Source organism: Sulfitobacter sp. F26204 (genome assembly GCF_026410305.1).
GTDB lineage: Bacteria > Pseudomonadota > Alphaproteobacteria > Rhodobacterales > Rhodobacteraceae > Sulfitobacter.
The window spans coordinates 33,424-47,606 of sequence record NZ_JAPMLQ010000001.1 but is presented as its reverse complement, the minus strand read 5'-3'; the positions used below and the strand labels follow the sequence as shown (position 1 = coordinate 47,606).

Annotated in this window: 11 protein-coding genes; 9 read left to right on the top strand and 2 right to left on the bottom strand. The window is 57.5% G+C overall.

The genetic code is table 11. The annotated features are described in order from the left end of the window. Positions 1-15 precede the first annotated feature (15 nt). From purH to OS190_RS00180, 5 genes are all read left to right on the top strand, one after another. Entirely contained in the window at positions 16-1,602 is a 1,587-nt protein-coding gene (gene purH, locus OS190_RS00200; RefSeq protein ID WP_267156640.1) for a bifunctional phosphoribosylaminoimidazolecarboxamide formyltransferase/IMP cyclohydrolase, read from the top strand. Positions 1,603-1,615: 13 nt separating this feature from the next. Further along, on the top strand, positions 1,616-2,128 hold the full coding sequence (gene lspA / locus OS190_RS00195; RefSeq protein WP_267156639.1) for a signal peptidase II: 513 nt from the start codon (positions 1,616-1,618) through the stop codon (positions 2,126-2,128). A gap of 51 nt (positions 2,129-2,179) precedes the next feature. Continuing rightward, positions 2,180-2,683 (top strand): DUF3035 domain-containing protein, encoded by a 504-nt coding sequence (locus OS190_RS00190; RefSeq protein ID WP_267156638.1) that lies wholly within the window; start codon positions 2,180-2,182, stop codon positions 2,681-2,683. Between the two features lie 114 nt (positions 2,684-2,797). Beyond that, entirely contained in the window at positions 2,798-4,126 is a 1,329-nt protein-coding gene (locus OS190_RS00185; protein WP_267157320.1) for a M16 family metallopeptidase, read from the top strand. Then, positions 4,123-5,439 (top strand): M16 family metallopeptidase, encoded by a 1,317-nt coding sequence (locus tag OS190_RS00180; RefSeq protein ID WP_267156637.1) that lies wholly within the window; start codon positions 4,123-4,125, stop codon positions 5,437-5,439. Before OS190_RS00185 ends, OS190_RS00180 begins: the two co-directional genes overlap by 4 nt. Positions 5,440-5,520: 81 nt before the next feature. On the opposite strand, the gene OS190_RS00175 is transcribed toward OS190_RS00180, so the two are convergent. Both OS190_RS00175 and deoC read right to left on the bottom strand, forming a co-directional pair. Then, complete coding sequence (locus OS190_RS00175) at positions 5,521-7,863, bottom strand: aldehyde dehydrogenase family protein (RefSeq protein ID WP_267156636.1); 2,343 nt, start codon at positions 7,861-7,863, stop codon at positions 5,521-5,523. Positions 7,864-7,873: 10 nt separating this feature from the next. Continuing rightward, on the bottom strand, positions 7,874-8,887 hold the full coding sequence (deoC, locus tag OS190_RS00170) for a deoxyribose-phosphate aldolase (RefSeq protein WP_267156635.1): 1,014 nt from the start codon (positions 8,885-8,887) through the stop codon (positions 7,874-7,876). 355 nt (positions 8,888-9,242) lie between these two features. Between deoC and OS190_RS00165 the strand changes: the two genes are divergently transcribed. The 4 genes from OS190_RS00165 to OS190_RS00150 all read left to right on the top strand — a co-directional run bounded on the left by OS190_RS00165 (position 9,243) and on the right by OS190_RS00150 (position 14,170). Beyond that, entirely contained in the window at positions 9,243-9,863 is a 621-nt protein-coding gene (locus OS190_RS00165) for a rhodanese-like domain-containing protein (protein WP_267156634.1), read from the top strand. A 1-nt stretch (position 9,864) separates the two neighbouring features. Next, positions 9,865-10,752 (top strand): LysM peptidoglycan-binding domain-containing protein, encoded by an 888-nt coding sequence (locus tag OS190_RS00160; protein ID WP_267156633.1) that lies wholly within the window; start codon positions 9,865-9,867, stop codon positions 10,750-10,752. Positions 10,753-11,099: 347 nt separating this feature from the next. After that, positions 11,100-12,935: a DNA mismatch repair endonuclease MutL gene (gene mutL / locus OS190_RS00155; RefSeq protein ID WP_267156632.1), complete on the top strand. Its 1,836-nt coding sequence runs from the start codon at positions 11,100-11,102 to the stop codon at positions 12,933-12,935. Continuing rightward, the gene (locus OS190_RS00150) at positions 12,932-14,170 is read left to right on the top strand and encodes a DNA recombination protein RmuC (RefSeq protein WP_267156631.1); all 1,239 of its coding nucleotides are present in this window, start codon (positions 12,932-12,934) and stop codon (positions 14,168-14,170) included. The genes mutL and OS190_RS00150 overlap by 4 nt, the downstream gene beginning before the upstream one ends. Positions 14,171-14,183 lie beyond the last annotated feature (13 nt).

The following is a 14,183-nucleotide window of genomic DNA, read 5'->3' as shown; positions in this document are numbered from 1 at the left end:
CAAAAGGACCCGAAAATGCCCGATATCGTACCCGTTAAACGCGCCCTGCTTTCTGTTTCTGACAAGACCGGTCTGGTCGATCTGGGCAAGGCACTTGTTTCGCACGGGGTCGAATTGCTCAGTACCGGTGGCACCGCCAAGGCATTGCGCGATGCGGGATTGGATGTGATAGACGTGGCCGAGGTCACAGGGTTTCCCGAGATGATGGACGGTCGGGTGAAAACCTTGCATCCTGTCGTGCATGGCGGCTTGCTTGCATTGCGCGACAACAAGGACCACGTCGCCGCAATGGACCAACACGATATTGGAGGTATCGACCTGGTGGTGGTCAACCTCTACCCCTTTGAGGAAACCGTGGCCAAGGGTGCCGCCTATGACGAAGTGATCGAGAACATCGACATTGGTGGCCCTGCGATGATCCGTTCCGCCGCCAAGAATCATGGCTTTGTGAACGTCATCGTTGATACCCAGGATTACGCCGCGGTGATCGCAGAGATGGAGGCCAACAAGGGTGCGACCACCTATGGGCTGCGCCAGCGTCTGGCCCAGACCGCTTATGCCCGCACCGCAGCCTATGACACAGCCGTCAGCACATGGATGGCCGCGCAAGTTGGCGAAACCCCGCGCCGCCGCACCTTTGGGGGCACGCTGGCACAAACGCTGCGCTATGGCGAAAACCCGCATCAGAGCGCGGCTTTCTACACCGATGGCTCCAACCGCCCCGGCGTGGCCACAGCAGTTCAGCATCAGGGCAAGGAACTGTCTTACAATAACATCAACGACACCGATGCCGCGTTCGAACTGGTCAGCGAATTTGCACCTGCAAACGGTCCAGCCTGCGCAATCATCAAACACGCCAACCCCTGTGGTGTGGCGACAGGAAGCACCATGGTCGAAGCCTATACAAGGGCCTTCGATTGTGACCGCACCTCGGCTTTTGGCGGGATCATCGCGTTGAACCAGACACTTGATGGCGCAACCGCCGAAGCGATCAGCAGCATCTTTACCGAAGTTGTGATTGCCCCGGCTGCCGATGCCGATGCCATCGCAATCTTTGCGAAAAAGAAGAACCTGCGCCTGCTCACAACCAACGGCCTTGCCGATCCGTCCATCGCCGACCTCACGGCACGCCAGGTCTCGGGCGGCTGGCTGGTGCAGGACAAGGACATAGGCCGCATTACAGCAGATGATCTGAAGGTTGTAACCAAACGCAGCCCGTCCGAGCAGGAACTCAGCGATCTGTTGTTCGCGTGGACCGTGGCAAAGCACGTCAAGTCAAACGCGATTATCTACGTCAAGGACGGTGCCACTGTCGGTGTAGGTGCCGGCCAGATGAGCCGTGTGGACAGCACTCGCATTGCCGCACGCAAGGCGCAGGATATGGCCGAAGCCATGGGCCTGCCTGCACCTCTTACGCAGGGTTCTGTTGTCGCATCTGACGCATTCTTTCCGTTCGCGGACGGCCTTGTCACTGCGGCCGAGGCGGGCGCGACGGCCTTGATCCAGCCGGGCGGTTCGATGCGCGATGACGAGGTGATCGCGGCGGCTGATGACGCTGGACTCGCCATGGTCTTTACCAATATGCGCCACTTCCGGCATTAAGGAAGGAATTCCAATGCGCATCCTTTTCTGGTCTGCCTTTGCGGCATTTCTGGTTGATCAGGCCAGCAAATATGTTGTGATTCACTTGTGGGAACTCTGGCGCGTGCGTGAAATCGATGTTCTGCCGCCGGTGCTGAATTTCCGCTATGGCGAAAATCGCGGTATCAATTTTGGTCTGGGCGACGGGGTCAGTAGCTGGGTGCTGATCGTCTTGGCCTTGGTCATCTGTATTGGCATCTTGATCTGGGTGACGCGCGCCCGGCTTAACCGTTTGGCGATGGCCTGTGCCGGATTGCTGGTGGGAGGGGCGCTTGCCAATGTGGTGGATCGACTAATTTATGGATATGTGCTTGATTTTCTGAATAATTCCTGCTGCGGCTTCAATAATCCCTTTGTCTATAATCTGGCGGATGTCTTCATCTTTGCCGGTGCCATTGGCCTGATTTTTTTGGCAGAAGATCAAAAGAAGGCGTCGAAAAAGGCTTTGCCCAAGGACCGATCCCGCGCTTCAAAAAAACATAAGTGACATTGCCCGCCTGACTAAGTTATCAACTGGGTACCCGATAGGAGACGACACATGCGATGCGCAGCTTTTCTTGTCCTGATCCCGCTGGTCCTTGGGGCCTGCGCCAACAAAGGTTTGCGTGATCTGCAAAATGTGTCGGACGGGCCAAACGAATTCATGATCCAGCCCGCCAAACCCCTGGAAGCCCCGGCAAATTACAGCGAACTGCCGCCCCCCACTCCGGGTCAGGCCAACCTGACAGACCGTTCCGCAATTGCCGAAGGCGTGACTGCATTTGGTGGCCGACCTGAATCCGCGGATGCAGGCATTCCCGCCAGTGATGGCGCATTGGTGAGACATGCATCGCGCCTTGGCGTGACGGCAGGAATCCGCAGCGATCTGGCCGAAACAGACGCGCAATTTCGCAAACGCAAGGCCCGGTTGACGCAGTTCCGTATCGTGCCTGTGGACCGATATAATCAGGCCTATCGCCGTCAGGCACTGGATGCCGATGCAGAGGCGGCGCGCTGGCGTCGTGCGGGTGCCCGCACCCCGTCTTACGCGCCGAACGAATAACGACAGGCACGACGCCAAGTTTACAAATTTGTCATCTATCTTGAATGTAGCGCCAATGGGCGTACCTCTTGGATAGACCATATTATCAAAGGACCGATGATGTTCAGACTGCCGATGATTGCAGCCGTTCTGGCGTTTGCAATATCGCCTGTTACGGCGCGCGCCGCCGAAAATGAGGCGGTGACTTTTTTTACCCTGGATAATGGCATGGATGTTGTTGTTGTCGAAGACCACCGCGCCCCAGCGGTGCAGCAAATGGTCTGGTATCGTGCGGGTTCGGCGGACGAACCCAAAGGATCGTCAGGGGTCGCGCATTTTCTTGAACATCTCCTGTTCAAAGCGACGGACAAGCTGGAAGCAGGAGAATTTTCCGCCACCGTTGCCGCTAACGGCGGGCGCGATAATGCCTTTACCAGCTATGACTACACCGCCTACTTCCAACGGATTGCTGCGGACCGTCTGGAGCTGATGATGCAGATGGAAAGCGACCGGATGAAGAATATCCGCCTGACCCCTGAAAACATCCGCACTGAACGTGATGTGATTCTGGAAGAACGCAACCAGCGCACAGACAACAATCCCGGTGCGCTTTTCAGCGAGCAGATGAACGCGGCGCAATATCTCAATCACAGGTACGGCACGCCGGTCATCGGTTGGCGTCACGAGATGGAAACACTCGACCTTGACGATGCCTTGTCATTCTACCAACTTTACTATTCCCCAAACAACGCGATCCTTGTGGTGTCAGGTGATGTTGAACCCGACAATGTGCGCCTCCTGGCGGAAAAATATTACGGCGCAATCCCTGCCAACCCCGATCTGCCTGAACGCCTGCGAACCCAGGAACCGCCGCAAACTGCAGAGCGTCGCCTGATCTTTCGCGACCAGCGCGTCGCGCAGCCCTATGTCAGTCGTTCATATCTTGCACCGGAACGCGACCCGGGCGCGCAAGAAGAAGCTGCCGCGCTGACGATACTTGCGGAAATCCTTGGCGGGGGCACCACATCATTTCTGGCAGAGAAACTGCAATTCGATACACAGATCGCGACCTATACCGGAGCCTTTTACCGGGGGGCCTCGCTTGACGACACCGCCTTTGATCTGGTTGTGGTGCCGACAGCAGGAGTTTCCCTGCAAGAGGCCGAAGACGCGATGGACGCAGCTATGGACAGCTTTATGCAAACCGGAGTGGATGCAGAACAGCTTGAGCGGATCAAATTGCAGATCCGTGCGGAACAAATTTATGCCCGTGATAATGCCGAAGGAGTCGCCAACCGTTATGGGCAGGCGCTGGCCATCGGATTGACCGTAAAGGACGTGCAGGATTGGCCCGAAATACTGGATGCCGTGACCGCCGACGATATCATGAAGGCGGCAACAAAACTGTTCGACCGGCGGGCATCTGTCACCGGCTGGCTTATGAAAGAGGAGGCCGCGCAATGAGACTGCTTTACGCTCTCGTATTGACACTGTTCACTGCTTTGTCCGCGCAGGCAGATGTCGACATCAAATCCGTAACCAGTCAGGGCGGGATCACCGCATGGTTGGTCGAAGAGCCCTCAATCCCATTTGTGGCGCTGCAAATCAGGTTTCGTGGTGGTGCATCATTGGACGACCCTGACAAGCGCGGTGCCATCAATCTGATGACTGCCTTGCTTGAGGAAGGGGCTGCGGACATGGATGCCCGTGCCTTCAGCCGTGCACAGGAAGAACTGGCAAGTTCCTTTGGCTTTGACGCTTCGCGGGACGAAGTATCGATCTCGGCACGATTCCTGACTGAAAATCAGAATGCTTCGGTAGCCTTGCTACGGGCGGCCTTGCAACAGCCACGTTTTGACGAGGACGCGATCGAACGGGTGCGTGGTCAGGTGCTTTCCATCATCCAGTCGAACCAAAAGGACCCCGATGAAATTGCGGGCGAAACCTTTAATAAGATCGCCTTTGGTGACCATCCCTATGCCCATAACGTGAATGGCACGACCGAGAGCGTGACCGCCTTGACCCGCGAAGATCTGCTGGCCGCTCACGAAAACGTCTTTGCATTGGATCGTATCTATGTTGGCGCTGTGGGCGACATCACTCCCCAGGCTCTGGGCAAACTGCTGGATGATCTCCTGGGGGGGGTGCCCGCCACAGGTGCGCCGATGCCGGCTGAGGCAGAGGTCACAATTCCTCCCGGTGTGACGGTAGTGGATTTTCCGACGCCACAATCCGTGGCATTGTTTGGCCAGAAGGGTATTTCCCAAAGCGACCCGGACTTTTTCGCGGCATTGATCCTTAATCAGATTATCGGGGGGGGCAGCTTTGAAAGCCGCCTGATGAACGAGGTGCGCGAGAAGCGCGGACTGACTTATGGGGTGTATTCCTATCTAGTTACCCGTGATCTGGCGAATGTCTATTTGGGGTCTGTCAGTTCCTCTAATGACCGCATCGCTGAAGCCATCGCAGTGATCCGCGACGAATGGGCCAAGGCCGCGGAAAATGGCGTGACGCCGGAAGAACTGGAGGCGGCCAAGACCTATGTGACCGGGGCCTATCCCTTGCGCTTTGACGGTAACGGACCCATTGCGAACATCCTTGTCGGCATGCAGATGCTGGGCTTGCCGATCGATTATATCCAGACCCGCAATGACAAGGTCGACGCCGTGACGCTGGATGATGTCAAGCGGGTGGCCGCCATGTTGCTAGAGCCGGAAAACCTGCATTTTGTCGTTGTTGGACAGCCTGAAGGGCTGGAAACTACTGCTGGTAACTAAGTGGTCAAAGAGCCAGACAGAGGCTTGATTCCGCGCTCAAAACACGGGTTGTCCCCAAAGGGACAGCCCGTTTTGACAGGGCTATTCACCATAAGGCACCCAGATATTCTTGACCTCGGTCGCGGCTTGCAGAAAGGCCTTGCCTTCGCCCTGGGCCGACATCCAGTCTCGCGCCATTCCGTTGTTCACCCAGGTGCGTTTCAGATTCCCGGTTGAAGCCTTTTCGACAAGACCGCAAAGCTCTGCAGCGCCGAAACTCCAGACCGCATCCACATCCAGATGTCGTGCCATGGGCTCCGCCACATCCGCCTGCGGCCCAGTCAGGATGTTTACCACCCCCCCGGGCATATCCGAGGTTTCCAGGACCTGAACAAAATCTGTCGCCACCAGCGGGAAAGGTTCGGACGCCGCCAGCACGACGCGGTTGCCCATGGCAATCGCTGGTGCCATGCAGGAGACCAGACCCAGCAGGGGGGCTTCGGCCGGGCAAAGGGCCGCGATCACGCCAACAGGCTCTTTCATCGCCAATGCGACTCCACGGATTGGCACACCATGCACTTGTCCATCGTATTTGTCGGCCCACGCAGCATAGGTGAAGAGGCGTTTGACGCTTGCGGCGACTTCTTTCGCACCCATCTTGCCACCCTGCATGGCATTCAAGCGATCGGCAAATTCTTCTGCCCGTGCGTCCAGATTTTCCGCGATGTAATAGAGGATCTGTGCCCGTAGATGGCCGGTGGTTTTCGACCACCCCCTGGCTGCCTGTGCTGCTTCGACCGCGTTGCGCAGGTCTTTGCGGTTGGCGATGCTGGCATGTCCCAAAAGCTTGCCCGACTTGCCATAGACCGGCGCGGAATAGCCACCATCAGGGCGCGTCTGTTTGCCCCCGATATACAGTTTGGCTGTACGGTCGATGCCATCGGCAAGGCCGCCTTCCCCGGTGAAGGCCGCGATTTTCTTTAGTGGTTTCGCATTACCCTTGGGGCGCGTGTAACCTGCCAGACCTTCCCAGCCCCCCTCGCGGCCAAAGCCGCTTTCGCGCACGCCGCCAAATCCTGCCGCTGCATCCATCATGTTGGTACCATTCACCCATACGATGCCAGCCGCCAGTTTCGGTGCAATATCCAGTGCGAGGTTGATATTCTCGGACCAGACCGTTGCTGCCAGACCATAGCGGGTGTTATTGGCCAGTTGCACCGCTTCCTCCGGGGTGCGAAAGGTGGTCGACACCAGCACCGGACCAAAGATCTCCTCTTGCATCAAGCTATCGGCAGGGTTCAGGCCGGTGATCAGGGTGGGAGGATAGAAACATCCCCTTTCCGGAAGGGGCGTTGCCGCCACGTGGGTCTGTCCGGCGGTGTTCCTTGCAACAATTTGCGTGACTGTCTGAAGCTGAACCGGGTCTACCAGAGCACCGACATCAATGCTTTTGTCCAGCGGAGAGCCGATCCGCAGCTTGTCCATCCGCTTGCGTAGCTTGGCATAAAAAACATCCGCCACCGGTTCATGTACCAACAGCCGGGATCCGGCACAGCAGACCTGTCCCTGATTGAACCAGATGGCGTCGACCAGCCCTTCGACAGCGCTATCTAGGTCAGCATCGTCAAAAACGATATAGGGAGACTTGCCCCCCAGCTCCAGGGTCAAGGCCTTGCCTGATCCGGCTGTTGCCGCGCGGATCTTGCGGCCAACCTCGGTTGAGCCGGTGAAGGCGATCTTGTCGACATCTGCTGCCACGATCATCTCGCCCACGGTGCCATCACCGGTGACAATGTTTACGACACCTTTGGGCAAACCTGCCTGTAGGCAAATATCTGCAAACAGCAATGCCGTTAGCGATGTATATTCTGCTGGTTTCAACACCACGGTATTGCCCATCGCCAGCGCTGGCGCGATTTTCCAGGCCAGCATCAAGAGGGGGAAGTTCCAGGGAATGATCTGGCCACATACGCCCAATGGTTCCGCGTCGGGCAGTTCGCTTTCCATCAATTGCGCCATGCCGGCATGATAGTAGAAATGCCGCTGTGCCAGGGGCACATCGATGTCGCGGGCCTCGCGGATCGGCTTGCCATTGTCGAGCACCTCAAGCACCGCAAAAAGACGGGCGTGTTTTTGCAAAAGCCGTGCCAGCGCATAGAGATATTTTGCACGGCCATGCCCGCCAAGTGCGGCCCAGCCGCCCTGCGCCTTGCGCGCCGCCTTGACCGCGGCATCCACATCCGCTTGCGTGGCCTGGCTGAGGCTGGCCAACACGTTGCCCGTTGCGGGATTCTTGCTTTCAAAACTATCAGCCGGGTCAGTAAATGCGCCGTCGATGAAATGCCCAAAGCGGTCGCCCTGATCCACCAGCCATGCCAGCGCATCGGCTGCGTTTTCGGGGGCAGGGCCATAGTCCATTGTCTCGAAAATATCGGCTACACTCATCGTCTCACCCTCAGCTTGTTGCATGGCGGTAGCCCGCGGAATAATTGCCTGTCACATGGTGTTCCAACTGTCGTTCGATGTCATTAAGAAGCGATGACGCACCAAACCGAAACAGATGCGGGCGTAACCAATGGTCGCCCAGTTCCTCCTTGATCAGCGCAAGATAGGTCACCGCGTCCTTGGCTTTGGAAATACCGCCCGCCGGTTTGTAACCGACGCGGAATTCCGTGTGGTCAAAGTAGCTGCGAATGGCGCGAATCATCACAAGGGAGACCGGAAGGGTGGCATTCACGCTTTCCTTGCCCGTCGAGGTCTTGATAAAGTCGGCCCCCGCCATCATACAGACAAGCGAGGCGCGGGCGACGTTGCGCAGGCTGCCCAATTCGCCAGTGGCAAGGATCGCCTTGACATGAGCATCGCCACAAGCGGCCCGCATCATCTGCATCTCATCATAAAGGGCCTGCCAGTTACCTGACAGAACGTGACGGCGCGAAATCACGATGTCGATCTCGGTTGCGCCTGCGGCGACACTCATTTCAATCTCACGCAGGCGCAGCTCAAAAGGTGACAAACCGGCCGGAAAACCGGTTGAGACAGCGGCGATGGGAATACCCGTGCCCCGCAAGGCATCAACCGCCGCAGGGATCATTTCGTGATAAACACACACCGCTCCCGTGGTGATGGGCCCCATGCCAAGTGCGGTCAACAGGTCAGGCGCGATGGGTTGGCGCGCCTTGGCGCACAGGCGCTCCACCCGCCGCGCCGTATCATCCCCTGACAGGGTTGTCAGATCAATGCAGGTCACCGCCCGCAAGAGCCAGGCCGCCTGATGGGATTTCTTGACCGACCGTCTTGCGCCGATGCTTCCGGCGCGCCGTTCGATGGCGGATGTATTCGCTTGCGCACTCAGGACCCAGTTCAGATCCAGCGGCATGCCGACATTGCGGGGTTCCGCCACCTGTGGCAAATGGGTTTGCACAGGGACGTCGGTGGTTTGCTGGGGTGATGTCGGTGTGGCGGCCATGGGAGTCTCCGGTCCGTTCAGAGCCCCAAGGTGCCACGGGCCTTGAGGGATTGGCAAGCAACTGACCACAAGCGGTCGACGCCAAGGCAAATTCCTGCGTGATCCGACCGCAAGCCGGATCTTCTGCCAAGGACATTTCCCAAATCCGGGCTGCAATTGTGACAAAATGCACGGCGGGCGCGAATTTCATCACCGAATCGCTGACATCGCAAAACCAAATCACAGTTTTTGTCCAGATGATTCGTTTTTGCTTTGACTGAGCCTGTCTTCCTTTGCATATAGGGTACAACAACCAAAAGATGTGTTATCTGCCATAATAGCACACAACATCCGGTATCATTTCTGGGGGAATGAAATGTCAATGTGGACCCTGCGGGCCGCAACAGTTTTTATTGTGCTCGCCACCATCGGACATGCGCAGGATCGCCTGACCGAAGCTAAGGCGTCTTTCCTGTTCAACGGGGCGCAAGTGACGATTGCCCGTGACAACCCCGATGCATTGCAACGTGCCGCGGCCTTTGTCTCAACCGGGGAAAGCTGTGGTGGATCTTGTATCGCACCGATGCAGGTTGCTGCCGGTGTCGAAACTCTGGGCGAAAGCGAAGTTCTGGACTTTCTCGTTTCGCAGGTGGCTGGTGGACAGGGGCTTATGGTGGATGCCCGTGCGCCTGTCGATCGCGCCAAAGGATTCATTCCCGGCACCGTAAGCCTGCCGCATAATACGCTGGCACCCGGCAATGCCTTTCGCGATGAGATCCTGCAGGCCCTGGGAGCCCGCGCTTTTGACGGTGTGTTCAACTTTGCGGATGCGCGGGCACTTTTGGTCTATGACAATGGTCCCAGCAGCGATGACTCTGGTAGACTGGTCGAAAACCTGCTGCAGGCCGGTTATCCGCCCGAGAAGATCCTGTATTATCGTGGCGGTATGCAGGTCTGGTCGTTGCTGGGATTCAGCATCGAAGAAGGACAGTCGTGACATGAAACGCCCTGTTGATCCCGTGACCCCGATTGTGACTTTTGACAACTACGTCATTCCCCAATCTGTCCAGCGCAAGACGAAGAAACAACCCGTGCTGCCGGTCTCAGGCATGATGGCCGCTGTCGGCGTGATCGGTATGCTTGCCTTTGTTCTGGGCATCATGGCGACACTCAAATTTGCGGGCCCCTCAACACAGATGGCCAATTCGTTGCCCGCACCATCCGTTACCGGCACTGACACGGAACCCGGTGTCACCCGCCAGGACTCTGCCGATCTGACCGCGACACGACCGGCCTTGATGCAACTACCCGCAGGCGGGCAATCCTCACAGGGTGCTCTGGACGCTAGTGAATTGACACCGCAACCGGCAACCATGCCCGGCGATACCTTGCAAATGTTGCGGGAGGTTGTTCTGGCCGGCACCTATAGCGTCACCTATCAGGCGCAGAATGGAATTGACCGTCTGATCCTGACGGCTCCTGACCTCGATTTGTCGCGCAATGTGACGGAGCCTCTACTTCGGGAGGCGATTGACACCGGCAAGGTCGAAATTGCCGCAGCGCTACGGACGGTCAACGGCCAGATTGATATGGATACGATGTTGTTTTACCTCGTCCAGACCGCACTTGTTGAAGACGGGACTGCCGAAAGCGCTCAGGCCGCGCAGGAAATGAGCCGCCGCGCCTTTGCCGCATCGAAGGCCAGGACGCGATTGGTCGAAGGCCAAAGGGTTTATACGGTAAAGCCGGGTGACAGCCTCGCCTCGCTATCATTACAGTTTTACGGGCAGCCAAATGCGTTCCACCGCATACTTGAAGCCAACAGGGCACAACTTGATGCGCCCGACGCCATTCGGACTGGCCAGCAGCTAAAAATACCAAGTTAACAAAAATAAACACAGTTGCAGCAGCCAGTCTGGCAGCGGGTCGTCTCCCAGTGGCGGCCCGCTTGCCGTTTGGGGACAGGGTTTTGGTCAATAGCCGCAAAGGGTGTTCGTGGCCCGTGACCTGCCACAGGACGCTGTGCTTGTTCTTTTTGGCCTTATATACCGCTGCGCAACAGCGGCATCAGACGCAACATCAGATGTTGAAAACCACTGAGGCTACCAGTCACCTATGCGGTGCGCGAAATGAATGTCGCGACCGATTTCACCCAGTCGTGGGTGCATTTCCTTAGCAATGGAGGCTGCGAATCGGGTTCAGTCTGGTCACGCTGCATGCTAGGTTTAGCGCTATGGCAGGTCTTAACCCCAATATAAGCGCGTCCCAACCTGTGATCAGGCAATTGGACGATTCCGCGATCAACCGCATTGCCGCTGGGGAAGTTGTCGAACGGCCTGCCTCTGCGGTCAAAGAACTGGTCGAGAATGCCGTAGATGCCGGTGCCAAACGTATCACGGTAGAATATGCCGATGGCGGCAAAACGCTGATCCGCGTCACCGACGATGGATGCGGGATTGCACCGGGCGATCTGGCCCTGGCCCTTTCGCGGCATGCGACCTCGAAAATTGACGGTTCTGATCTGCTCAACATCCATACCTTCGGTTTTCGCGGCGAGGCCCTGCCCTCGCTTGGGGCTGTGGGTCGCCTGACGATCACCAGTCGTGCGGCTGGGCATGCAGGTGCTGAGATCGCGGTGAACGGCGGGGTGATGTCACCGGTCAAACCGGCGGGGTTGAACGGCGGAACCATCGTGACACTGCGTGATCTGTTCTATGCCACACCGGCGCGGCTCAAGTTTCTGCGCACCGACCGCGCCGAAGCTCAGGCGATCGGCGATGTCGTCAAGCGACTGGCGATGGCAGACCCATTTGTCAGTTTCACACTGCGTGACCTCACAGGAGACAAGGGCGGGCGTGATGTTTTTCGCGTGGGAGCAGAGCAGGGCGATTTATTCGATGCGCTTCATGGGCGCCTGGGACAGGTTCTGGGACGCGAGTTTGCCGACAATTGCCTGCCGATCGATGCCGAACGCGAGGGTTTGCATCTGACAGGCTACGCAGCACTGCCGACCTATTCCCGAGGATCAGCAGTGGCGCAATATCTCTTCGTGAATGGGCGTCCCGTGCGGGACAAGCTGCTGGTCGGGGCCTTGCGCGGTGCCTATTTCGATTTTCTCAGCCGCGACCGCCATCCTGCAGCGGCGTTGTTTCTTGATTGTGATCCGACGCTTGTGGATGTGAACGTGCATCCTGCCAAATCCGAAGTACGGTTCCGCGATCCCGGCCTGGCACGGGGCTTGATCGTATCGGCTCTGCGCCATGCCCTGGCCAATGCGGGTCACCGCGCCTCGACCACGGTTGCAGGCGCGACTCTTGGGGCGATGATCCCGGAACAACCGGTCGCACGGATTTACCAGATGGACCGCCCTTCTGCGGCGGCGCGGGGGGCGGCCTATGCACATCAGAGCCCTGGGTTTGCGGAAACTGCTGGTGTATGGGGGCGGGTCGAGACACCTGCCGACGATGACCTACAAACAGCGCAAGAGGACTTTCCGCTGGGTACGGCCCGCGGGCAAATTCACGAAAATTACATCATCGCCCAGACCGCGACCGGCATGGTGGTGGTTGATCAGCACGCCGCCCATGAACGACTGGTCTATGAGAAACTGAAAAAGCAGATGGCGGAGAATGGCGTTGCCTCACAGGCGTTGTTGATCCCTGAAATCGTGGAGCTTTCAGGGCATGACTGCGCTCGATTGCTGGAGCTGGCTGAGGAGATGAACAGGTTCGGCCTTGGTATCGAAGCATTTGGCGGCAGCGCCATCGCAGTGCGTGAGACGCCTGCGATTTTGGGTGAAGTAGATGCTCGTGCCCTGGTTCTCGACATTCTCGACGAACTGGCCGACCAGAGTGACAGTAACCTGTTGCAGGCCAAGATCGAAGCGATCCTCAGCCGGATTGCCTGTCACGGCTCCATCCGCTCGGGCCGGCGCATGCGCGGTGAAGAGATGAACGCGCTGCTGCGTGAGATGGAAGCAACGCCCTATTCAGGGCAATGCAACCATGGTCGCCCCACATATGTAGAACTCAAACTGGCCGATATTGAACGGCTGTTCGGGCGCACATGATCCAAATCAACGGACAGAGCTATCAATGGGATGATCCTGTGGTGATTGCTGCCCTCATCGCTGCGGCGGTGGTCTTGTTGATTTTGGTTTTGCTCATCATCGCGGTTCGCGCTGCGGGTAGATCCGCGCGGATGGCGGCGCCACTCAGCCAACAAATCCAAGGGCTTGGCGGCTATGTTCAGCAACTCGGAGCGGCACAGGAGCGCTTGCAGGGCGGGCTACAAACCGTGTCTGACACTCAGGCCAATGCACAGACCCAACTGATTCAAAGCATGGAAGCACGCCTGGCAAATGTACAGCAGAACATGCAGGACAGGCTGGCCGACAATGCCGCACGTTCCGCCCGTGCACTTGCCGAAATGCAGGAACGTATGAACGAGACACTGCATGGCAATTCCAAACAGACCACGACCAGCTTGACACAATTGCAGGAACGGCTGGCCTCGATCGACAAGGCGCAGGACAATATCACCAAACTGTCCGGCGATGTATTGAGCCTGCAAGACATTCTGAGCAACAAGCAAACGCGCGGAAGTTTCGGTGAAATCCAACTGCATGACATCGTGTCCAAGGCGTTACCGGCCAATGCCTATACGCTGCAATCCACCCTCTCCAATGGCAAGCGGCCTGATTGCTTGATCCACTTGCCAAATCCGCCGGGACCGATTGTCATCGACAGCAAGTTTCCATTGGAAGCCTATGAGGCACTGCGACGCGCCACGACTGATTACGAGGTCAAGGAAGCAGCCCGTGCCATGCGCGGCGCAGTGAAGGCCCATATCGACGCCATTGCAGCGAAATACATCATTGAGGGAGAGACTGCGGATGGTGCCTTGATGTTTCTTCCTTCCGAAGCAGTCTACGCCGAGCTACATGCGAACTTTGGTGAGATTACGCGTTACGGGTTTGAAAAACGGGTCTGGATCGTGTCGCCGACCACCTGCATGGCAACGCTGAATACAATGCGGGCGATACTGAAAGATGCCCGGATGCGTGAACAGGCTGGGGCCATTCGCAAGGAACTGGGGCTTCTCAACAGCGATGTAGAACGTTTGGTGGCACGTGTCGGCAATCTTGACCGCCACTTTGGCCAGGCGCGCAAGGATGTGGATGAGATTCTGGTCAGTTCGGAGAAGGCAGCGAAACGTTCGGGACGGCTTCACAACTTCGATTTTGAAGAAGTGAGCGAAGACCCCATCACCAAAGTCGTTCCGCTGACCAAGCCTGATCCCTGAAGACAAACGCACG